This is a genomic window from Caballeronia arvi, assembly GCF_001544695.2.
GTDB classification, from domain to species: domain Bacteria; phylum Pseudomonadota; class Gammaproteobacteria; order Burkholderiales; family Burkholderiaceae; genus Caballeronia; species Caballeronia arvi.
This window is the reverse complement of record NZ_FCOM02000020.1, coordinates 103,880-123,753: the sequence shown is the minus strand read 5'-3', so window position 1 is coordinate 123,753 and position 19,874 is coordinate 103,880. Positions and strand designations below refer to the sequence as shown.

Annotated in this window: 22 protein-coding genes and 2 tRNA genes; 17 read left to right on the top strand and 7 right to left on the bottom strand. The window is 62.0% G+C overall.

The genetic code is table 11. The annotated features are described in order from the left end of the window. Nucleotides 1-297: 297 nt before the first annotated feature. Nucleotides 298-1,071 carry an SDR family oxidoreductase gene (locus tag AWB74_RS22250; protein WP_061148885.1) on the top strand — a complete coding sequence of 258 codons (774 nt, stop codon included), beginning with the start codon at nt 298-300 and terminating at the stop codon, nt 1,069-1,071. Between the two features lie 19 nt (nt 1,072-1,090). Next, a complete protein-coding gene (locus tag AWB74_RS22245; RefSeq protein ID WP_061148884.1) occupies nt 1,091-1,528 on the top strand; it encodes an acyl-CoA thioesterase in 438 nt (145 codons plus the stop codon). 15 nt (nt 1,529-1,543) lie between these two features. On the opposite strand, the gene AWB74_RS22240 is transcribed toward AWB74_RS22245, so the two are convergent. Continuing rightward, on the bottom strand, nt 1,544-2,089 hold the full coding sequence (locus AWB74_RS22240) for a LuxR C-terminal-related transcriptional regulator (RefSeq protein WP_061148883.1): 546 nt from the start codon (nt 2,087-2,089) through the stop codon (nt 1,544-1,546). Nucleotides 2,090-2,309: 220 nt separating this feature from the next. On the opposite strand from AWB74_RS22240, the gene AWB74_RS22235 reads away from it, so the two are divergent. From AWB74_RS22235 to AWB74_RS22165, 14 genes are all read left to right on the top strand, one after another. Then, a complete protein-coding gene (locus tag AWB74_RS22235) occupies nt 2,310-3,014 on the top strand; it encodes a CoA transferase subunit A (protein ID WP_061148882.1) in 705 nt (234 codons plus the stop codon). A 2-nt stretch (nt 3,015-3,016) separates the two neighbouring features. Then, nucleotides 3,017-3,658, top strand: a complete 642-nt coding sequence (locus AWB74_RS22230; RefSeq protein WP_061148881.1) for a CoA transferase subunit B — start codon at nt 3,017-3,019, stop codon at nt 3,656-3,658. Between the two features lie 202 nt (nt 3,659-3,860). Beyond that, complete coding sequence (locus AWB74_RS22225) at nt 3,861-4,781, top strand: alpha/beta fold hydrolase (protein WP_061148880.1); 921 nt, start codon at nt 3,861-3,863, stop codon at nt 4,779-4,781. A 63-nt stretch (nt 4,782-4,844) separates the two neighbouring features. Further along, complete coding sequence (locus AWB74_RS22220) at nt 4,845-5,198, top strand: RidA family protein (RefSeq protein WP_061148879.1); 354 nt, start codon at nt 4,845-4,847, stop codon at nt 5,196-5,198. Between the two features lie 45 nt (nt 5,199-5,243). Next, on the top strand, nt 5,244-7,478 hold the full coding sequence (locus AWB74_RS22215; protein WP_061148878.1) for a RelA/SpoT family protein: 2,235 nt from the start codon (nt 5,244-5,246) through the stop codon (nt 7,476-7,478). 96 nt (nt 7,479-7,574) lie between these two features. After that, a tRNA-Val gene (locus tag AWB74_RS22210) sits at nt 7,575-7,651 on the top strand. 296 nt (nt 7,652-7,947) lie between these two features. Then, nucleotides 7,948-9,855 carry a threonine--tRNA ligase gene (gene thrS, locus AWB74_RS22200; RefSeq protein ID WP_061148877.1) on the top strand — a complete coding sequence of 636 codons (1,908 nt, stop codon included), beginning with the start codon at nt 7,948-7,950 and terminating at the stop codon, nt 9,853-9,855. A gap of 47 nt (nt 9,856-9,902) precedes the next feature. Next, complete coding sequence (gene infC, locus AWB74_RS22195) at nt 9,903-10,430, top strand: translation initiation factor IF-3 (RefSeq protein WP_075644636.1); 528 nt, start codon at nt 9,903-9,905, stop codon at nt 10,428-10,430. A 229-nt stretch (nt 10,431-10,659) separates the two neighbouring features. After that, nucleotides 10,660-10,857 carry a 50S ribosomal protein L35 gene (gene rpmI, locus AWB74_RS22190; protein ID WP_006052501.1) on the top strand — a complete coding sequence of 66 codons (198 nt, stop codon included), beginning with the start codon at nt 10,660-10,662 and terminating at the stop codon, nt 10,855-10,857. A gap of 25 nt (nt 10,858-10,882) precedes the next feature. Next, nucleotides 10,883-11,242, top strand: coding sequence for a 50S ribosomal protein L20 (gene rplT / locus AWB74_RS22185; protein ID WP_008350196.1), 360 nt, complete (start codon nt 10,883-10,885; stop codon nt 11,240-11,242). A gap of 194 nt (nt 11,243-11,436) precedes the next feature. Next, complete coding sequence (pheS, locus tag AWB74_RS22180) at nt 11,437-12,450, top strand: phenylalanine--tRNA ligase subunit alpha (protein WP_061148876.1); 1,014 nt, start codon at nt 11,437-11,439, stop codon at nt 12,448-12,450. Nucleotides 12,451-12,517: 67 nt separating this feature from the next. After that, entirely contained in the window at nt 12,518-14,950 is a 2,433-nt protein-coding gene (gene pheT / locus AWB74_RS22175; protein ID WP_061148875.1) for a phenylalanine--tRNA ligase subunit beta, read from the top strand. A gap of 63 nt (nt 14,951-15,013) precedes the next feature. Beyond that, a complete protein-coding gene (locus tag AWB74_RS22170) occupies nt 15,014-15,418 on the top strand; it encodes an integration host factor subunit alpha (RefSeq protein ID WP_014191071.1) in 405 nt (134 codons plus the stop codon). Nucleotides 15,419-15,507: 89 nt separating this feature from the next. Further along, nucleotides 15,508-15,882, top strand: coding sequence for a MerR family transcriptional regulator (locus AWB74_RS22165; RefSeq protein WP_061148874.1), 375 nt, complete (start codon nt 15,508-15,510; stop codon nt 15,880-15,882). Nucleotides 15,883-15,986: 104 nt separating this feature from the next. Here the strand turns inward: AWB74_RS22165 and AWB74_RS22160 are convergent, their stop codons facing one another. The 5 genes from AWB74_RS22160 to AWB74_RS22140 form a co-directional block, all read right to left on the bottom strand. Then, the gene (locus AWB74_RS22160; protein ID WP_143749297.1) at nt 15,987-16,343 is read right to left on the bottom strand and encodes a hypothetical protein; all 357 of its coding nucleotides are present in this window, start codon (nt 16,341-16,343) and stop codon (nt 15,987-15,989) included. Nucleotides 16,344-16,452: 109 nt separating this feature from the next. Then, a complete protein-coding gene (locus AWB74_RS22155; protein WP_061148872.1) occupies nt 16,453-16,707 on the bottom strand; it encodes a hypothetical protein in 255 nt (84 codons plus the stop codon). An 88-nt stretch (nt 16,708-16,795) separates the two neighbouring features. Further along, nucleotides 16,796-16,872, bottom strand: a tRNA-Pro gene (locus tag AWB74_RS22150). 75 nt (nt 16,873-16,947) lie between these two features. Beyond that, entirely contained in the window at nt 16,948-17,364 is a 417-nt protein-coding gene (locus AWB74_RS22145; RefSeq protein WP_061148892.1) for a hypothetical protein, read from the bottom strand. Between the two features lie 142 nt (nt 17,365-17,506). Beyond that, the gene (locus AWB74_RS22140) at nt 17,507-18,397 is read right to left on the bottom strand and encodes a LysR family transcriptional regulator (protein WP_061148871.1); all 891 of its coding nucleotides are present in this window, start codon (nt 18,395-18,397) and stop codon (nt 17,507-17,509) included. Between the two features lie 104 nt (nt 18,398-18,501). Here AWB74_RS22140 and AWB74_RS22135 point away from each other — a divergent pair, with 104 nt between their 5' ends. Beyond that, nucleotides 18,502-18,915, top strand: a complete 414-nt coding sequence (locus AWB74_RS22135) for a DoxX family protein (protein ID WP_061148870.1) — start codon at nt 18,502-18,504, stop codon at nt 18,913-18,915. 14 nt (nt 18,916-18,929) lie between these two features. Here AWB74_RS22135 and AWB74_RS22130 read toward each other — a convergent pair whose 3' ends face one another. Continuing rightward, nucleotides 18,930-19,853 (bottom strand): LysR family transcriptional regulator, encoded by a 924-nt coding sequence (locus AWB74_RS22130; RefSeq protein ID WP_061124578.1) that lies wholly within the window; start codon nt 19,851-19,853, stop codon nt 18,930-18,932. Between the last annotated feature and the right edge of the window lie 21 nt (nt 19,854-19,874).

Sequence of the window (19,874 nt, the reverse complement as noted above, 5' to 3'; positions counted from 1 at the left end):
GACAAACCGGCTGGTCCGCCGCCGACGATGACGACGTCGTATTCCATCGATTCGCGGGGACCGTATTGCTCGATGAGGCTCGCCGGGGTCATCAATGCTCCTATGTGCCGTTAGAATGCCCTTTCGGGATCGCGTATTGTCAGGGAAGGTCAGGCGGGCTGCAACCGACGCCCGTCAATTTCGCACGATCGTACTATTATTCACGGCATCCGCGCTATCGGTGTCGACACTAGCAGCCCGCACAGGCGCGCCTTCGTGCGCGACAGGGCTGAGTCAACCATAAAACAAGGAAGCACAATGGGCCGTTCGATCAACCTGGAAGGCAAGGTCGCGCTGATCACCGGCGCGTCCAGTGGCTTGGGCAAGCGTTTCGCGCAGGTGCTGTCGTCGGCGGGCGCCAAAGTGGTGCTTGCCAGCCGCCGCACCGAGCGTCTGAAGGAGTTGCGCGCCGAGATCGAGTCGTCGGGCGGCGCGGCGCACGTAGTCTCACTCGACGTGACCGACTATCAGAGCATCAAGGCCGCGGTCGCGCACGCGGAGACGGAAGCGGGTACCATCGACATCCTCGTCAATAACTCGGGTGTGTCGACCACGCAGAAGCTGACGGACGTCACGCCCGCCGACTTCGAATTCGTCCTCGGCACGAACGTGCGTGGCGCGTTCTTCGTCGCGCAGGAAGTCGCCAAGCGCATGATCATGCGCGGCAACGGCCCGGCCAAGCCGGCGTATCGCATCATCAACGTGGCGTCGGTGGCGGGCCTGCGCGTGTTTCCGCAAATCGGCGTGTACTCGATGAGCAAGGCCGCCGTCGTGCAGATGACCAAGGCGATGGCGCTCGAATGGGGTCGCCACGGCATCAACGTCAACGCGATCTGCCCGGGTTATATCGACACCGAGATTAACCATCATCACTGGAAGACCGAGCAGGGCCAGAAACTGATTTCGATGCTGCCGCGCCGCCGCGTGGGCTCGCCGGAAGACCTCGACGGCCTGCTGCTGCTGCTCGCCGCCGACGAATCGCAGTTCATGAACGGCTCGGTCATTTCAGCAGACGATGGTTTCTCGCTCTGAACTTTTGCGAACCCACGTAATGACCACCGACAACGCTTTTCACACCGTCTTCGACCTGTCCATGCCGATCCGCTGGGGCGACATGGACGCCTTCGGCCACGTCAACAACACCGTCTATTTCCGTTACATGGAGCAGGTGCGCATCTCGTGGTTCGAGCATATCGGCATCGCGGGCGGCAACGGCGAAGGGCAGGGACCGGTGATCGTGAACGCGTCGATGGAGTTTCTGAAGCAGCTTCACTATCCCGGCGACGTGATCGGCCGCATGTCCGTGGGCAAGCCGGGGCGCAGCAGTTTCGATACGCGCTTCGAGCTCTATCGCGCCGATGATCGTTCGACGCCCTACGCGCGCGGCGCGGCGAAGATCGTGTGGATCGACTACGCGGCGGGCAAGTCAGTGCCGATTCCGGATCTTCTGCGCAGGATCATCGAAACCGCCGCGCCTGTTACGGCCTGAAGGGTCACGAGCGGGTCACGAGCCGAGCAGCCGTTGCAATAGCTCGGTGGCGTTGCCCGTGTCGTACTTTCTCATGAGCTTCGCTCGGTAGATATCGACCGTGCGTGGGCTGATGTCGAGCACGCGGCCGATCTGCTTGCTCGTCTTGCCCGTCACAAGCTGCGCGGCGATTTCCCGCTCTCGCGGCGTCAGCTCGATCGCGACCCGTCGCGTCGCGCTCAGATCCTCGAAGGTCCAGACGCCCGCCGCGTGCGGCGCGGCCTGATCGAGCGCGCGTCCCGTCACGTGGCACCAGAACAGTTCGCCGTTCTTGCGCTTCATGATGCGGTCGTCGCTATACGTGCCTGACCGGCTGATGTTCGCGGCAATCCGTCCGCCGATGCGCGTGAACTCGTCCGGCGATGGATAAATCACCTCGAACGACTTGCCGATGAGCGCCTCGCGCGGGTAGCCGAAGATCGCGCAGAGTTGCTCGTTGCAGTCCTCGATGGAGCGCTCGCGCGACAGCACGAGCCCGACGGGGGCGAGTTGAAACGCGGTTTGATAATCCAGTGCACGCATGTGAAATCGGTCGCGCAAACGCCTGCGTTTCGTGGCGGAAGGCCGCCGGGAACCAAACGGGCGCGGGCAATGACTTATGTATTTTTGCGTATTGTGCCGGATCGACCGGCCAAAGTACTCTTGTGCCACGCCAAAAAGGCCGCGCGGTGCGCATGACAGCGCCACGGCGGCATCAATAAGCCGATTTTCAGTTGGTTTCAAACATGGAAGGGACATTCAGATGAACAAGGTCTATCCCAGCGCGAAGGCAGCGCTCGAGGGCATCGTCAAGGACGGGCAGACGTTCGCCGTCGGCGGTTTCGGGCTGTGCGGCATTCCCGAAGCGCTCATCGCCGCGCTGCGCGACACGGGCGTGAAAGGCATCACCTGCATCAGCAATAACGCAGGCGTCGACGGCTTCGGCCTTGGTCTCCTGCTGGAGACGCGCCAGATCAAGAAGATGATTTCGTCGTACGTCGGCGAAAACAAGGAGTTCGAGCGGCAATATCTCGCCGGCGAACTGGAGCTCGAATTCACGCCGCAGGGCACGCTCGCCGAGAAGCTGCGCGCGGGCGGCTCGGGCATTCCGGCATTCTTCACGAACACAGGCTTCGGCACCGTGATCGCCGACGGCAAGGAAACGCGCCAGTTCGGCGAGAACCATTATGTGCTCGAGCATTCGCTGACGGCCGATGTCGGTCTCGTGAAGGCGTGGAAGGCCGACAAGTCCGGCAACCTGATCTATCGCCGCACGGCACGCAACTTCAACCCGATGTGCGCGATGGCGGGCAAGATCACCGTCGTGGAAGTGGAAGAGATCGTCGAAACGGGCGAACTCGATCCGGACGCGATCCACACCCCCGGCATTTTCGTGCAGCGCATCGTGCTGAATGCGCATCCGGAAAAGCGCATCGAACAACGCATCGTCCGCGCGAAAGGAGAGTAATCATGGCTTGGACTCGTGACCAGATGGCCGCGCGCGCGGCGAAGGAACTGCAGGACGGCTTCTATGTGAACCTCGGCATCGGTTTGCCGACGCTCGTCGCCAATCACGTGCCGGAAGGCATGGAAGTGTGGCTGCAATCGGAAAACGGCCTGCTCGGCATCGGTCCGTCGCCGTATGAGGAAGAAGTCGACGCCGATCTCATCAACGCCGGCAAGCAGACCGTGACGACGTTGCCGGGCTCGTCGATCTTTTCATCGGCGGATTCGTTCGCGATGATCCGCGGCGGTCACATCAACCTGGCGATCCTCGGCGCGATGCAGATCAGCAAGAAGGGCGATCTCGCCAACTGGATGATTCCCGGCAAGATGATCAAGGGCATGGGCGGCGCGATGGACCTCGTCGCCGGCGTGAAGAAGGTCGTCGTGCTGATGGAGCATGTCGCGAAGGGCGATCAGCACAAGATCCTCGAAGAGTGCACGCTGCCGCTGACGGGCGTGGGCGTCGTGAATCGCATCATCACGGATCTCGGCGTGATCGATGTCGTCGACGGCGGGCTGAAGCTCGTCGAGCTGGCGGACGGCGTCACTGTCGAGGAAATCCAGAAGAAGACGGGTGCACCGCTCGATGTCACGAGCGTGAAATGACCTCGGCGTGACGTGAACGCCGTTTGCGCGGCGTGAGCACATAAAAGGCGGGCGGAGCTTTCGGGCTGCGCCCGCTTTGCTTTTGGCGCAAAGGGCCGCATATGGGCCGCATGTGCCGAAGGCATCGTCCGTTCGGCCAACGCCCGCTCGACGTGACGAAAGGGGCTTTACAATCGTTTGGACTCTTCCACGAGGAAATCCCATGACCACACCGATCGTCGTCGAAACCGTTCATTCCGATCTGAGCGAGCCGCGCCAGCGCTTCGTGCAGTGCGCGAGTCCCGCGGGGCTGCATCGCATCGCCTATACGGAATGGGGCGATCCGGCGAATCCGCGCGTGCTGCTCTGCGCGCACGGCCTGACGCGCTCGGGGCGCGACTTCGACAGGCTCGCGCTGGCGCTTGCGCACGACTATCGCGTGGTGTGTCCGGACGTCGTCGGGCGCGGCCTGTCCGACTGGCTCGCCGATCCGCGTTATTACGGCGTGGCGCAGTACGTTGCCGATATGGTCACGCTGATCGCGCGTCTGAACGTGGAGACGGTGGACTGGTTCGGCACGTCGATGGGCGGGCTCATCGGCATGGCGCTCGGCGGCCTGCCGAACACGCCGATCAGGAAGATGCTGCTCAACGATGTCGGACCGCATATCGAGCCCGTCGCGCTCCAGCGCATCGGCGACTATCTCGGCAAACCCGCGCGCTTCGCGTCGCTCGACGAAGGTGTGCGGCATGCGGCAGCGCTCGCCGCGTCGTTCGGGCCGCTGACCGACGAGGAATGGGCGAGCATCAACACACCGCTCCTGCGCGAGCGTGACGACGCCTGGGGCTTTCGCTACGACCCTGGCATCGCGGTGCCATTCACGTCGGCCACCGAAGAGCAGAACGCGGCCGGCGAGGCGTACCTGTGGCAGTCGCTTGCGTCGATCAGGACGCCGGTGCTCGTCGTGCGCGGCGAGAGCTCGGATTTGCTCTCGCGCGAGACGGTCGCGCAGATGGTCGAGAAGGGCCAGGCCGTGACGAGCGTCGAGATTCCGGGCGTAGGGCATGCGCCGGCGTTTCTTGCCGCGGATCAGATCGCCGTCGCCAAGGGCTTCTTCCTCGGCGATGGCGGCAGCGGGGCATAATATTGGGCTGAGCGTGCGTCGTTCAGCACCGTTTCCACTTCAATCATCGATCAGGAACACACAATGGCAGTCATTCGTCATCACGTCGGCCCGCGCCTTTCCGAGATCGCGATCCACAACGGCACGGTTTATCTCGCCGGCCAGATCGCCGAGGACACGGACCAGGACATCACCGGTCAGATGCGCGAAGTGCTCGGTCACATCGACCGCTTGCTCGAAGAAGCGAACAGCGACAAGTCGCATCTGCTGTCGGTGCAGATCTATATCGCCGACATGGTGCATTTCCCGGGCATGAATGCCGTGTGGGATTCGTGGGTCGCCCAGGACAGCTCGCCGCCGCGCGCCACGGTCGAATCGAAGCTCGCCAATCCGGCGTGCCTCGTCGAAATCGTCGTGATCGCGGCCCAACGTAGCTGAACGCCGCTGATCGTTCGTATCGCCTTACGTAGTGGCATCACCCGCATGACCGAGACCGCCGTTCCCGCCGAAACCCTGCCCGAGCCGTCCATCGACGACGCGCTCGCGTTCGTGCGCGAGCACGCAAAGGACGCGCATGTCTCGACGGGCGAACTGCTCGCCGATCACGCGGTGGGCACCGCGCGCATCATGCAGACGCTCAACGTCGATGCGCACGCGGTCGCCGCAGCGGCGCTGTTCGTGCTGGCGCCGCATCTCGACGATCCGGACAAGGTCATCGCCGAGCGCTTCGGCCCGGAAGTGCAGCGGCTCGTCGGCGATGTGAGGAAGCTTTTGCGGCTCGGCTCGGTCAGCTCGCGCGCCACGCTCGCGGAGCTGCCCGAGAACACCCGCGATGCGCAGGCCGCGCGCCGCGCGCAAGTCGAGGCGCTGCGCAAGATGCTGCTCGCGTTCGCGCAGGACATTCGCGTCGTGCTGATCCGGCTTGCTTCGCGCGTGCAGACGTTGCGTTATCACGCCGCGCACAAGACCGATCCGTCGCCCGACGTGCCGCGCGAGACGCTGGAGATTTACGCGCCACTCGCCAATCGGCTCGGCATCTGGCAACTGAAATGGGAGCTGGAAGATCTGTCGTTCCGCTTCGAGGATCCGGTCACGTACAAACGCATCGCGAAGCTGCTCGACGAGAAGCGCGTCGAGCGCGAGAGTTATGTGACCGAGGCGATCGCGCGCCTGCAGAAAGAGCTCGACACCGCCCATATCAAGGCGGACGTGAGCGGGCGGCCGAAGCACATCTACAGCATCTGGAAGAAGATGCGCGGCAAGCATCTCGACTTTGCCGAGCTGAACGACGTGCGCGCGTTTCGCGTGATCGTCGGCGACATCAAGGACTGCTACACCGTGCTCGGCATCGTGCACAACCTGTGGCAGCCGGTGCCGCGCGAGTTCGACGACTACATATCACGTCCGAAGCCCAACGGCTACAAGTCGTTGCATACGGTCGTCATCGGCGACGACGGGCGCGCGTTCGAGGTGCAGATCCGCACGTACGAGATGCATCAATTCGCCGAGTATGGCGTGGCCGCGCACTGGCGCTATAAGGAAGCGGGCACGCGCGGCTATGCGGGCCAGGTGACGGCGAGCGAGAAATACGACGAGAAGATCGCGTGGCTGCGTCAGCTTCTCGCGTGGAAGGACGATGTCGAAGGCGAACATGGCGGCGAGCAGCGGGGCTGGCAGCATCTGCGCGATGCCACGCTCGACGACGACCATATCTACGTGCTCACGCCGCAGGCGCGCGTGATCGCATTGCCGCAGGGCGCGACGGCTGTCGATTTCGCCTATCACCTGCACAGCGAGCTCGGGCATCGCTGCCGCGGCGCGCGCGTCGACGGCGCGATGGTGCCGCTCAATACACCGCTCTCGAACGGGCAGACGGTCGAGATCGTCGCGGTGAAGGAGGGCGGGCCTTCGCGCGACTGGCTCAATCCGCAACTGGGCTATCTGCACAGTGCGCGGGCGCGCCAGAAGGTGCGGTCGTGGTTCCTCGCGGCGGATGCGGCAGAGAACATCGCGGCGGGACGGACGATCGTCGAAAAGACCTTGCAGCGCGAAGGCAAGACCTCGGTCAGCCTGGACCAGCTCGCGGCGAAGCTCGGGTTCAAGACGCCGGAAGAGCTCTACGCGGTCGTCGCGAAGGAAGAATTCAGTCTGCGCAACATCGAGCACGCGCTCTCCGACACGCCGCCGCCCGAGCCCGAGCCGGAAGCGCCCGAGCAGTTCGAAAAGCGCAGCAGCGGGCAGAGCGTCGCGCACGGCGCATCGACGGGCGTGCTCGTGGTCGGCGTCGATGCGCTCCTCACGCAGCTCGCGCGTTGCTGCCGTCCCGCGCCGCCCGATGCGATCGCCGGCTTCGTCACGCGCGGCAAAGGCATGTCAGTTCACCGCACGGATTGCGCGACGTTCAAGCGCATGTCGCAGCGCTCGCCGGAGCGCGTGCTGCACACGACGTGGTCCGCGGAGGTGATGAACGGCCGCGGATCGTCGGTGTATCCGGTGGATCTCGCGGTGGAGTCGGCGGATCGGCAAGGCTTGCTGCGCGATATCTCCGAAGTGTTCGCGCGCGAGAAGATCAATGTGATCGGCGTGAAGAGCCAGAGCCGCCGGAATATCGCGTATATGCAGTTCACCGTGGAAGTGTCGAATGCCGCGCAGATTCAGCGCGCCTGCACGCTGCTCGGCGAAGTGCAGGGCGTCATTCGCGCATCGCGGCGGGCATAATCGGGCGGCTTTGAACGGATCGGCGAATATTTTCCATTTTTCTGAAGATAAGCACTTGCCAAGATCTGAAACGCTCCATATAATCTCACTTCTTTCAGGCTCGTAGCTCAGCTGGTTAGAGCACCACCTTGACATGGTGGGGGTCGTTGGTTCGAGTCCAATCGAGCCTACCAACGAAAACGAAGCTTCGGCGGGTGTAAATCTCCGAGGGTTCAAACCGCAAGAAGCGCTCAGCGCAAAAGGCGAAAAGAAATGGCACGTCGAACGTTGACCGATACAAATTCGGAACGACGCCAGTCGAGGACCTAATTCGCCTTCTGCCAATTTGTTTCGCGGTATGTGTGAAAAGTGAATGCGGCCCCTCGATAGCGGGGCCGCATTTTTTTTGCCTTGCGATTTTCGAAACGGAGATCGCGCGGCAATGCTTAATCGAAATCGCCCGGCGTGCGCCGGCGTCTTGGAGAACGATATGGTTTCGGTACGTTTGCCTGATGGGTCGGTCCGACAATACGACCACCCGGTGACCGTCGCGGAAGTCGCGGCATCGATCGGCGCGGGCCTCGCCAAGGCGGCGCTCGCCGGCAAGCTCAACGGCGAACTCGTCGACACCTCGTTTCTGATCGACAAGGATTCGTCGCTCGCCATCGTCACGGACAAGGACCCCGAAGGCATCGATGTCGTGCGCCACTCGGCCGCGCATTTGCTCGCCTACGCGGTGAAGGATCTGTTCCCCGAGGCGCAAGTGACCATCGGGCCGGTCATCGACAACGGTTTTTACTACGACTTCTCGTACAGCCGTCCCTTCACGCCCGAAGATCTCGAAAAGATCGAAAAGCGCATGCAGGAACTGGCTCAGAAGAATGAGCCGGTGTCGCGCCGCGTCGTAACGCGCGACGAAGCCGTCGAGTACTTCAAGAGCATTGGCGAAGCGTACAAGGCTGAGATCATCCAGTCGATTCCGGAAAGCGATGAAATCCGGCTGTACTCGCACGGCAACTTCATCGACCTGTGCCGCGGCCCACACGTGCCGTCGACCGGCAAGCTGAAGGTCTTCAAGCTGATGAAAGTCGCGGGCGCGTACTGGCGCGGCGACTCGAAGAACGAGCAGCTTCAGCGTATCTACGGCACCGCCTGGACGAAGAAGGAAGATCAGGATGCGTACCTGCACATGCTCGAAGAAGCCGAGAAGCGCGATCACCGCAAGCTCGGCAAGCAGCTCGACCTGTTCCATCTGCAGGACGAAGCGCCGGGCATGGTGTTCTGGCATCCGAAGGGCTGGTCGCTGTGGCAGCAAGTCGAGCAATACATGCGCCGCCGCGTGAACGAGGCCGGCTATCTCGAGATCAAGACCCCGATGGTCATGGACCGCTCGCTGTGGGAAGCGTCGGGCCACTGGCAGAACTATCGTGAAAACATGTTCACGACCGAATCGGAAAAGCGCGACTACGCCATCAAGCCGATGAACTGTCCGGGCCACGTCCAGGTGTTCAACCACGGCCTGCGCTCGTATCGCGATCTGCCGCTGCGTTATGCGGAGTTCGGCTCGTGCCATCGCAACGAGCCGTCGGGCGCGCTGCACGGGCTGATGCGGGTGCGTGGCTTCGTCCAGGACGATGCGCACATCTTCTGTACCGAAGATCAGTTCATCGCGGAATCGATCGCCTTCAATACGCTCGCGATGAGCGTGTACAAGGATTTCGGGTTCGATCACATCGACATCAAGCTGTCGCTGCGTCCGGAGCAGCGCGCCGGCACCGATGAAACCTGGGATCGCGCGGAGCAGGGCCTGCGCGAGGCGCTCACTGCCTGCGGCCTGAAGTGGGAAGAACTCGCGGGCGAAGGTGCGTTTTACGGTCCGAAGATCGAATACCACATCAAGGATGCGCTTGGCCGTTCCTGGCAGTGCGGCACGCTGCAGCTCGACATGGTGCTGCCGGAGCGCCTCGGCGCGGAGTATGTCGCCGAGGACAACAGCCGGCGCCGTCCGGTGATGCTCCACCGCGCGATCGTCGGTTCGATGGAGCGTTTCCTCGGCATTTTGATCGAGCACCATGCCGGCGCAATGCCGCCGTGGCTCGCCCCGATCCAGGCCGTTGTGCTGAATATTGCTGAAAGTCAGGCGGAATATGCCGGAAATCTGACCCAATCGTTGCAAAAACAAGGGCTTAGAGTAGAGTCCGATTTGCGCAATGAGAAGATTAGCTATAAAATACGGGAGCACACGCTGCAAAAGGTTCCCTATTTGCTGGTCGTCGGGGACAAAGAGCGTGATGCGCAAACCGTAGCCGTGCGTGCTCGTGGCGGTGTCGATCTGGGCGTAATGCCGGTCGACGCATTTCTGGAGCGCCTGCAGCAGGAAGTGCGGGCGTTCAAGTAAGTCACTCGCAGCGCGGCTTGTTTTTTAATCTTTAGAGGAAACGTAACATCGCTACTGATAAGTCGTCACATCGCATCAACGGTGAGATTACCGCACCGGAAGTGCGCTTGGTCGGAGTGGACAACGAGCCGCTCGGAATCGTGAAACTGGCCGAGGCTTTCCGCCAATCGGAACAGCTCGACGTGGATCTCGTCGAAATCGCGCCGCAGGCTTCGCCGCCTGTCTGCCGTCTGATGGATTACGGCAAGTTCAAGTACTCGGAAGCGAAGAAGCAGCACGAGGCGAAACTGAAGCAGAAGATCGTGCAGGTGAAGGAAGTCAAATTCCGCCCCGGCACGGATGACGGTGACTACAACGTCAAGCTTCGTAACCTCACGCGCTTCCTCGAAGACGGCGACAAGACGAAAATCACGTTGCGTTTCCGCGGTCGCGAAATGGCGCACCAGGAAATCGGCATGCGCATGCTCGAACGTCTGAAGACGGATCTGGACGAATTCGGTCAGGTCGAGCAGATGCCGAAGATGGAAGGGCGCCAGATGATCATGGTGCTTGCCCCGAAGAAGAAGGGTAAGTAACGCAAGCAGTGAGACGATGGATCGCGCGCCGTCGCAAGGCGGCTGGCGCGGCATTGTCGGAAGGTTCAGAGGGGCGTCGTTTCTGCGGTGCCGCTCATGAAAAGCGGCGGCTCGAAAGAGCCGAACGCAAACAAGTGGAGCGTGGGTTTCGAAGGGCGGGAAGGGGTCTTGGCCAGCACGGAAAGATCAGCCGCACACCCATGACCATCTAATAAACTGGAGTTGTTTCATGCCGAAGATGAAGACCAAGAAGAGTGCTGCAAAGCGCTTCGTGGTGCGTCCGGGCGGTACCGTCAAGCGCGGTCAAGCGTTCAAGCGCCACATTCTTACCAAGAAAACCACCAAGAACAAACGCCATCTGCGTGGCTCCACGGCCGTTCATGATTCCGATCTGAACTCCGTCCGCGCAATGCTGCCGTTCGCCTAACCTCATCTAACTTAAGGAGAGCAACATGCCTCGAGTAAAACGTGGGGTTACCGCACGGGCCCGTCACAAGAAGATCATCCGTCTGGCCAAGGGTTACCGCGGCCGTCGCAATAACGTCTATCGCATCGCCAAGCAGGCGGTCATGCGCGCAGGCCAGTACGCCTACCGCGATCGCCGCAACAAGAAGCGTGTGTTCCGCGCACTGTGGATCACGCGTATCAACGCGGCGGTGCGTCAGCACGACATGACCTACAGCGTGTTCATCAACGGCCTGAAGAAGGCGTCGATCGAACTCGACCGCAAGGTTCTGGCTGACATGGCTGTGTTCGACAAGGCTGCTTTTGCTGCGATCGTGAAGCAGGTGAAAGCCGCCGTTGCAGCCTAATTGCGAAATTAGTACTGCGTGGTTCGCCTCTTCGCCGCCAAGCTGTTGAGGGCGGCGACAAGGTAGAAAACGGGGCTCTCACCGAGCCCCGTTTTTGTTGGTCGGACGGTTTTGCGCATGGCTTGGTCCGGTTTTCATCGACTCAGGCCACGCCCAAAACCGAACTTAGTCAGAACTTCGAAAAGATGGGATCAATGGATCTGGACCAGATTGTCGCCGACGCGAAAAGCGCCTTTGAACACGCCGCCGATACCACCACGCTCGAAAACGAGAAGGCGCGGTTTCTCGGCAAGTCCGGCGCGTTGACCGAATTGCTGAAGGGATTGGGCAAGCTCGATCCGGAAGCGAAGAAGTTCGAAGGCGCGCGCATCAATCAGGCGAAGCAACAGGTAGAGGCCGCGCTCTTCTTTCGCCGTCAGGCGCTCGCCGATGCGCTCCTGAACCAGCGTCTCGCCGCCGAAGCCATCGATGTCACGCTGCCCGGACGCGGCGCGGGCGCTGGCACGCTGCATCCGGTGATGCGCACGTGGGAGCGCGTCGAGCAGATCTTCGGCACGATCGGCTTCGACGTGGCCGACGGTCCCGAAATCGAGACCGACTGGTACAACTTCACCGCGTTGAACAGCCCCGAGAACCATCCGGCGCGCTCGATGCAGGACACGTTCTACGTCGACGGCAAGGACGCCGATGGCCGGCCGCTGCTGCTTCGCACGCACACGAGCCCGATGCAGGTGCGCTACGCCCGCATGAACAAGCCACCGATCAAGGTGATCGTGCCGGGCCGCACGTATCGCGTCGACAGCGACGCCACGCATTCGCCGATGTTCAATCAGGTCGAAGGCTTGTGGATCGAGGAGAACATCAGCTTCGCCGATCTCAAGGGCGTCTACACCGATTTTCTCAAGAAGTTTTTCGAGCGCGACGACATTCTCGTGCGCTTCCGTCCGTCGTACTTTCCGTTTACGGAACCGTCGGCTGAAATCGACATGATGTTCGAGCACGGCAAGAACGCGGGCAAATGGCTGGAGATTTCCGGTTCCGGTCAGGTGCATCCGACCGTCATCCGCAACATGGGCCTCGATCCGGAGCGCTACGTCGGTTTTGCGTTCGGCAGCGGCCTCGAACGCCTGACGATGCTGCGCTATGGCGTGCAGGACTTGCGTCTGTTCTTCGAGAACGACCTGCGTTTTCTGCGCCAGTTCGCCTGAAGCCCGCGGTGTTCGGCGTTCAAGAGAACCCCGAACGAGACTCCAAACACATCGAACGTAGACACACATGCAATTCCCAGAATCCTGGCTCCGCAGTTTCGTCGATCCCAAGCTCTCCACCGACGAACTCGCGCACGCACTGACGATGGCCGGTCTCGAAGTCGAAGACCTGCGTCGGGTCGCGCTGCCGACCACAAAGATCGTCGTGGGCCTTGTGCTCGAAGTGGCGAAGCACCCGAACGCCGACAAGCTCAATGTTTGTCAGGTCGATGCCGGCACCGGCGAAACCTTGAACATCGTGTGCGGCGCGCCTAACGTGTCGCCGGGCATCAAGGTGCCGGTTGCGCTCATCGGCGCGGAACTGCCGCCGGCCGAAGCGGGCGGCGCGCCGTTCGCCATCAAGCCGACGAAGCTGCGCGGCGTCGACAGCCAGGGCATGTTGTGCTCGGCACGCGAGCTGAAGCTGTCGGAAGATCACAGCGGCTTGCTGATTCTGTCCGCCGAGGCGAAGGTCGGTCAGGACATCCGCGAGACGCTCAATCTCGACGACACGGTTTTCGAGATCAAGCTCACGCCGAACAAGGCGGATTGCCTGTCGGTGTTCGGCGTCGCGCGCGAGACGGCCGCGATCACCGGTGCGCCGTTGCAGCAACTGGACATGCCCGCGGTCGAAACGGAGCTCGATGAAAAGCTGCCGGTCAAGGTGCTCGCGCCGGATCTGTGCGGCCGCTTCTCGGGCCGCGTGATCCGCGGCGTGAACGCGCACGCGAAGACGCCGCAATGGATGGTCGAGCGTCTCGAGCGCGCGGGCCAGCGCAGCATTTCCGCGCTCGTCGACATCTCCAATTATGTGATGCTCGAACTCGGCCGTCCGACGCACGTGTTCGATCTCGACAAGATCCACGGTGCAATCGAAGTGCGCTGGGGCAAGAAGGGCGAGTCGCTCAAGCTGCTCAATGGCAACACTGTCGAGCTCGACGAAACCGTCGGCGTGATCGCGGACGATCGTCACGTCGAAAGTCTCGCGGGCATCATGGGCGGCGATAGCACGTCCGTCACGCTCGACACGACCAATATCTATCTCGAAGCCGCGTTTTGGTGGCCGGACGCGATCCGCGGCCGCGCGCGCAAGTACAACTTCTCGACCGATGCCGCGCATCGCTTCGAGCGGGGCGTCGATTATTCGACGACGGTCGAGCATATCGAGCGCATCTCGCGCCTGATTCTCGACATCTGCGGCGGTGCGGCCGGTCCTGTCGACGATCAGATCGTCAATGTGCCCGAGCGCAACCCCGTGTCGATGCGCGTGTCGCGTGCGCATCGCATCATCGGTGTGGAGATCGGCGCAGAAGAGATTGCGCAGATCTTCACGCGCCTGAACCTCGCGTTCGAGCGCGATGGCGATACCTTCAAGGTCACGCCGCCGCCGTATCGCTTCGATATCGAGATCGAGGAAGATCTGATCGAAGAAGTCGCGCGCATCTACGGCTTCGAGAAGATTCCGGCACGTCCGCCGGTCGCGCGCAGCGAAATGCGCATCACGAACGAGACGAAGCGTTCGATCCACACGCTGCGCCACGCGGTCGCCGCACGCGACTATTCGGAGACGGTGAACTTCAGCTTCGTCGATGCCGACTGGGAGAAGGACTTCGCCGGCAACGACACCCCGATCAAGCTGCTGAATCCGATCGCGAGCCAGCTCTCGGTCATGCGCACGACCACGTTCGGCAGCCTGATCGAAGTACTGCGCCATAACCTGAACCGCCGCGCAGAGCGCATTCGTGTGTTCGAGGCGGGTCGCGTGTTTCATCGCGATGCAGCCGTGAAGGCGGGCGAGCTGGCCGTCGAAGGTTTCGCGCAGCCGAAGATGATCGGCGGTCTTGCCTATGGCCCCGCGCTCGAGGAACAGTGGGGCACGGCGTCGCGCAATGTCGATTTCTTCGACGTGAAGGGCGATGTCGAGGCGCTGTTCGCGCCAGTCGCGTTGCGCTTCGTGAAGGCCGAACACCCGGCGCTGCATCCGGGACGCAGCGCGCGTATCGAAGTGGCCGGGCGCGCGGTCGGCTGGATCGGCGAACTGCATCCGCGCTGGCTGCAAAAGTACGACCTGCCGAACGCGCCGATCCTCTTCGAAATCGAAGCCGACGCGCTGATGGATCGCGCGCTGCCCGCGCCTTCCGAAGTGTCGAAATTCCCGCCGGTGCGGCGCGATATCGCGATTGTCGTAGATCAACACGTGCCCGTTCAGGCGCTCCTCGACGAGCTCGAAAACGCTCGCTCGGAGACCGCTTGCAAGCACGTCACGAGGGTTGCGCTTTTCGATGAATTTCGTCCAAAATCAAATACTTCCGGTGGCTTGGGAGCGCACGAGAAAAGTCTTGCCTTCCGTGTAACGTTGCAAGATACTGGCGGCACGCTTCAGGACGAAACGGTCGATACGGCCATTAAAACGCTGGTGGATCGCCTGGCTCGAGTACACGGCGCGCGGTTGCGCGGATAGCCTGCAGTTGGCCCGTCCGTCCCAATCGCCAAGTCTCAAACTGGCAAGCGCCGTCTTACCGATATGAACCAAATGAACTCGAGTGATTTCGAAGCCCTTCTTTCGGCGCAGCGTAGCGCCATGACCCGAGATACCCAGACCTCGAGCGCACCCGGCGACACGCCCACGCTCACCAAAGCCGAGTTGGCCGAGATGCTGTTCGATCAGGTTGGTCTGAACAAGCGCGAAGCCAAGGACATGGTCGAAGCCTTCTTCGAAGTCATCCGCGATGCGCTGGAGAGCGGCGAAAGCGTCAAGCTGTCCGGTTTCGGCAATTTCCAGTTGCGCGACAAGCCTCAACGTCCGGGACGTAATCCGAAGACGGGCGAGGCTATTCCTATCGCCGCGCGGCGGGTCGTCACGTTTCATGCAAGTCAGAAGCTGAAGGCGCTGGTCGAAACGGGCGCGGAGACGGATCTCACTCGCTGATCTCGCCTCGGCGCGCAGACGTCCGCGCGCCATGCTCTTTTGCCCACCGCGCTTCAATCGACATCACTTATAACGATGGTTGATCGACGATGGAAAAAGTCGTCTTGCCTCCGATCCCCGCCAAGCGTTACTTCACGATTGGCGAAGTCAGCGAGTTGTGCGGCGTCAAGCCTCACGTGCTGCGCTATTGGGAGCAGGAGTTCACGCAACTGAGGCCGGTCAAACGGCGCGGCAATCGTCGCTACTATCAGCATCACGAAGTCTTGCTGATCCGGCGCATCCGCGAGTTGCTGTATGAACAAGGCTTCACGATCAACGGCGCGCGCAACCGGCTCGATTCCCAAGGGCGCGCGAATGGCGAAGAGGCCGAGATAGCCGAAGCGCAAGGCTCGGCGCAACCGGGCGTCGATGTCGACCAGTTGCGCAAGGAAATTCTTCAGGTCATCGACTTGCTGGGCCGATAAGCACCTCGATCATCCACGCTACGATGATGCCGCGATTCGTCGCGGCATTTTTTCGTCCCGATGATGCGCGGTGCTTTGCTTGCGTGCGCGGTCGTTGCCTGCGGTCAAGACTCGATGGCGGAGCGGATGCGCTTCTTCGGGCCGGCTGTCGTCTGCGAATGGCGGTCGGGCATCGTGACGTTGATCGACCAATAGACGATGCTCGGCCCGACGCCCCAGGGCGGATAGATGCGCCAGTCGCCGGCGCCGTGATGGAAGAAATAAAGTGCGAATACGCCGCCGGGTTTCGGCGCGCTCACACACACGTAGCGGCTGCCCCCCGGATAGATGCGCCCGAAACGGGTGACGCGCGCACGGCTTGCCGGATCGAACCATCTCGCGACTTCAGTGCGCAAGGCAGACGAGGTTCGATCGGTTTGGATGCGCCGCGGTTGCGCGAGCGCTGAAACAGACAGAGGCATGAGGCGCCGTTCCTTACGTGTCACCTGAAGACTAGGCCTTAAATCACTGACACACAAGCGTTTTTTTGGATTTCAAGTCTGATAAAACGGGCGCCGGGTAGGCCTCGTGTTAGATGCTCAGGCCCATCATCGCCGTGGTGTTCGTCACGGCTTCGTCTTGGGCGCGCACCCTGAGCATCGCGTCGGCCAGCCGGTAATAGAGTTGGGCGCGCTCTTCCAGGAGCGTGGGCGATGCATCGTTCGGCAGGGCTTCGTCGGCCATGTCGCCTGCCAGCGCCTGGCCTGCGAAATAGTCACGCAGCGACATGCCGTAGTTGCTGTTGCCGGGAAACGCGCGTGGGTTGTTGAGCTTGTTATACGCCATTGTTTTTGCTCGCCATGTTCAGTGCGACGGCCCGCGATGAGCCAAAGAAAAAAGGCTCTCCGGCAGAAGCCGGAGAGCCTTTGATTTCTGGTCGGGGCGAGAGGATTTGAACCTCCGACCACCTGCACCCCATGCAGGTACGCTACCAGGCTGCGCTACGCCCCGAAAGAGCGAAAGTATATCAGAGAGAAACGAATAGTAGAACTGCTTCGATGCATATCGCGATTGAACTCGACACATTCACTCGCGGGGCGTGAGCGCATCCATCCCGACCGGCACGAGGCGGCGTTTGGTCCTGCGCAAGACGTTGAGCCGGTCGCCGATCGGTGTACGCTCACGCGCGAAGCGCTGACGCCTGCGGAACCGCCATGCCAGCAGCAGCGCTATCGCGCATGGGATCACATACGCAAGGATGCGCTCGCTCCACGCGGTCCGCGATCCGAAGGTGTCGTACTGCGTGCGCTCATGAAAGTGCGCGGACGCGAAGATGATCGTCAATGCGAAATCCAGCAGCATCGCGGCGGTGCACAGGACGAGAAAGAGCAGTGCGCCGTTCCACGTCAACGAAGCCCGACTCGCGTTCAGTGTGCGGCAAATGAAAAGCGCCACGCCCAGCAAAGCCAGATTGAACGCCAGGGGAAGCCAGGGAAAATCCATATCGCGCGTGCCTCGCATGCGGGTAACAGGAACGAGCCCGGCGGTGCGAAGTTGACATTTTTTGTCATGTCCCCAGCGTCCGTTCCGAAAGCGGCGCGATCATGACACGCGGAAAACGACGCAAGAATAAGAGTATTCCTAATCATGTTTGCTGGTCGGCAAACGACTCCGACAGGAAGTCAATAAATGTCCGCACCTTCGTCGTCATGTATTTGCGGCTCGTGTACACCGCGTAGACGGACGGTGCGAACGCCGTGTAATTCGGCAGCACGTGCACGAGGGCACCCGACGCCAGCTCGGGTTCGACGATCCACGCCGGGAAATACGCGAGCCCGAGCCCGGCGCGCACGAGCTGTAGCGCCATCGACGTATCGTTGGTTTTGAGCACGGCCTGATTCTTCACGATGAACGCGCCGTCCGGACCCGTCAGCGTCACCGAATCGATGTTCGTGTAGGTCGGCAGCACGAAGCGATGCCGCGCGACATCGTCCGGATGACGCAGCCTGCCGTGCCGTTCCAGATACGCGGTCGAAGCCGCGAGCACGAAGGGCATCGTGCACAAGGGCCGCACGATCAAAGAAGGCGATGGCTCGGACGTCGCGCGTATCGCCATGTCGTAGCCTTCCTCGACGAGATCGACGAAACGGTTTTCCAGCCGCAGATCGACGAGCACGCCGGGATAGCGCGCCTGATATGCGACGAGCAGATCCGCGAACTTGCGGTTGGCGAACCAGCCCGGCGCGGTCACTTTCAGTACGCCCTGCGGTTGCGCCGTCTGCACGCCGACAGCGGCTTGCGCGGCCTGCAGGATATCGAGCGCCTCGCTGCACTGCTCGTAATACACGCTGCCGGCTTCCGTGAGGCTCAGATGGCGCGTCGTGCGGTTCAGCAGTCGCACGCCCAACTGGCGCTCGAGATTGGCGACGTGCTTGCTCGTCATCGCGGTCGAGATGTCGAGCCGCTCGGCTGCCTTGACGAAGCTGCCCGCCTCGACGACTTCCCGAAACACGCGCAAGCTGGTCAGAGCGTCCATCGATCATTTCCTGTCTGGAAACAAAACGCTAATGTTAGCCGGATTTATCGACAGGCGATGTCTGCTTAGACTAGCCGCAATTCATCTTCAAAGGAGTGTTTGCAATGTCCACCCAACTCCGTTCCGCGTCGGCCAGCGCGCCCGCGCTCGCCAGCTACGCCCACGCGCTGCTGCGCATCGTCGCGTCGTACGTCGTGCTCACGCATGCGAGCGCGAAACTCTTTCATGTGCCGCACATCGCGATGTTCGACGGCCTGCCGCTCTTCTCGCTGCTCGGCGCGGCGGGCGTCATCGAACTGGTCGGCGGCGTGCTCGTGCTGATCGGCTTGTTCACGCGGGCGGCGGCGTTCGTGCTGTCGGGCGAGCTGGCGTTCGCGTATTTCATCGGTCACGCGCCGAAAGGCAACTTCTTCCTGCCGCTGCTGAATTCGGGCGAGCCGGCCGTGCTGCTCTCGTTCATCTATCTGTTCATCGCGGCGGCGGGGCCGGGCGCGTGGAGCATCGACGCGCGACGTTGACCCTTGGCTGACGGTCATTTCGGCCACTCGTCCAGCTCGTCGTTGAAGAGCGATGCGACGATGCCGCGCAGCCACATCGTGCGCGCGTCATTGTGAAACTTGCGATGCCAGTGCTGCTTCAGATCGAAACGCGGCAGCGGAAGCGGCGGCTCGGCGAGCGTGATCGACGCATGCTCGGCGACGTACGCGAAGCCGATCGCATGCGGCACCGTCGCGATGAGATCGGTGCGCGACAAGATGAACGGCAAGCTCATGAAGTGCGGCGTTTCGAGCACGGCGCGGCGCCGCACGCGCTCCTTGTCGAGATGGTTCTCCAGAATCTCCTGACTGCGGCCTTCCGCGCGCACGACCGCGTGGCCGCATGCGAGGAAGCGTTCGAGCGTGAGCGGCTCGTTCGCGAATGGATGATCGCGCCGCATCAGACAGATGAAGCGGTGCGAGAACAGCCGCTGCTGGAAGAAGTTGTTGCCGCGCAGGTCGGGAAAGTAGCCGACCGCGAGGTCGATCTCGCCCGCTTCGAGCCCGCGTTCCACGTCGCCGTGCGATGCCGATACCGAACGCAGATTCGCGCCGGGCGCATGTTTGGCGAACGCCTGCAAAAGCCGCGGCAGAAACACGATCTCGCCGACATCGGATAGCGCGATTGAAAACGTATCCGAACTCGACGACGGATCGAAGTGCTGCCGGTCGAGCAGGCCGCGCTCGATGCGCGCAAGCGCCTCGCGCGCCGCGGGCACGAGCGCGATCGTGCGCGGGGTCGGCTCCATGCCGCGCGAGGTGCGCACGAAAAGCGGATCGTTGAAGTATTCGCGCAATCGCGCGAGCGCCGTCGAAACGCGCGGTTGGCTCACGCCGAGACGCTCGGCGGCGCGGCTCACGTTGCGCGTCTCGTCGATCGCGACGAGGTACGGAATCAGGTTGAGATCGAGATCGGTCATAACGAACCTTCAGGTTCCTCG

Excerpts from the sequence above, each read along its gene's own strand:
- AWB74_RS22250 (WP_061148885.1), top strand. The coding sequence starts at position 298 with ATGGGCCGTTCGATCAACCTGGAAGGCAAGGTCGCGCTGATCACCGGC.
- AWB74_RS22245 (WP_061148884.1), top strand. The coding sequence starts at position 1,091 with ATGACCACCGACAACGCTTTTCACACCGTCTTCGACCTGTCCATGCCG.
- AWB74_RS22240 (WP_061148883.1), bottom strand. The coding sequence starts at position 2,089 with ATGCGTGCACTGGATTATCAAACCGCGTTTCAACTCGCCCCCGTCGGG.
- AWB74_RS22235 (WP_061148882.1), top strand. The coding sequence starts at position 2,310 with ATGAACAAGGTCTATCCCAGCGCGAAGGCAGCGCTCGAGGGCATCGTC.
- AWB74_RS22230 (WP_061148881.1), top strand. The coding sequence starts at position 3,017 with ATGGCTTGGACTCGTGACCAGATGGCCGCGCGCGCGGCGAAGGAACTG.
- AWB74_RS22225 (WP_061148880.1), top strand. The coding sequence starts at position 3,861 with ATGACCACACCGATCGTCGTCGAAACCGTTCATTCCGATCTGAGCGAG.
- AWB74_RS22220 (WP_061148879.1), top strand. The coding sequence starts at position 4,845 with ATGGCAGTCATTCGTCATCACGTCGGCCCGCGCCTTTCCGAGATCGCG.
- AWB74_RS22215 (WP_061148878.1), top strand. The coding sequence starts at position 5,244 with ATGACCGAGACCGCCGTTCCCGCCGAAACCCTGCCCGAGCCGTCCATC.
- thrS (WP_061148877.1), top strand. The coding sequence starts at position 7,948 with ATGGTTTCGGTACGTTTGCCTGATGGGTCGGTCCGACAATACGACCAC.
- rpmI (WP_006052501.1), top strand. The coding sequence starts at position 10,660 with ATGCCGAAGATGAAGACCAAGAAGAGTGCTGCAAAGCGCTTCGTGGTG.
- rplT (WP_008350196.1), top strand. The coding sequence starts at position 10,883 with ATGCCTCGAGTAAAACGTGGGGTTACCGCACGGGCCCGTCACAAGAAG.
- pheS (WP_061148876.1), top strand. The coding sequence starts at position 11,437 with ATGGATCTGGACCAGATTGTCGCCGACGCGAAAAGCGCCTTTGAACAC.
- pheT (WP_061148875.1), top strand. The coding sequence starts at position 12,518 with ATGCAATTCCCAGAATCCTGGCTCCGCAGTTTCGTCGATCCCAAGCTC.
- AWB74_RS22170 (WP_014191071.1), top strand. The coding sequence starts at position 15,014 with ATGAACCAAATGAACTCGAGTGATTTCGAAGCCCTTCTTTCGGCGCAG.
- AWB74_RS22165 (WP_061148874.1), top strand. The coding sequence starts at position 15,508 with ATGGAAAAAGTCGTCTTGCCTCCGATCCCCGCCAAGCGTTACTTCACG.
- AWB74_RS22160 (WP_143749297.1), bottom strand. The coding sequence starts at position 16,343 with ATGCCTCTGTCTGTTTCAGCGCTCGCGCAACCGCGGCGCATCCAAACC.
- AWB74_RS22155 (WP_061148872.1), bottom strand. The coding sequence starts at position 16,707 with ATGGCGTATAACAAGCTCAACAACCCACGCGCGTTTCCCGGCAACAGC.
- AWB74_RS22145 (WP_061148892.1), bottom strand. The coding sequence starts at position 17,364 with ATGGATTTTCCCTGGCTTCCCCTGGCGTTCAATCTGGCTTTGCTGGGC.
- AWB74_RS22140 (WP_061148871.1), bottom strand. The coding sequence starts at position 18,397 with ATGGACGCTCTGACCAGCTTGCGCGTGTTTCGGGAAGTCGTCGAGGCG.
- AWB74_RS22135 (WP_061148870.1), top strand. The coding sequence starts at position 18,502 with ATGTCCACCCAACTCCGTTCCGCGTCGGCCAGCGCGCCCGCGCTCGCC.
- AWB74_RS22130 (WP_061124578.1), bottom strand. The coding sequence starts at position 19,853 with ATGACCGATCTCGATCTCAACCTGATTCCGTACCTCGTCGCGATCGAC.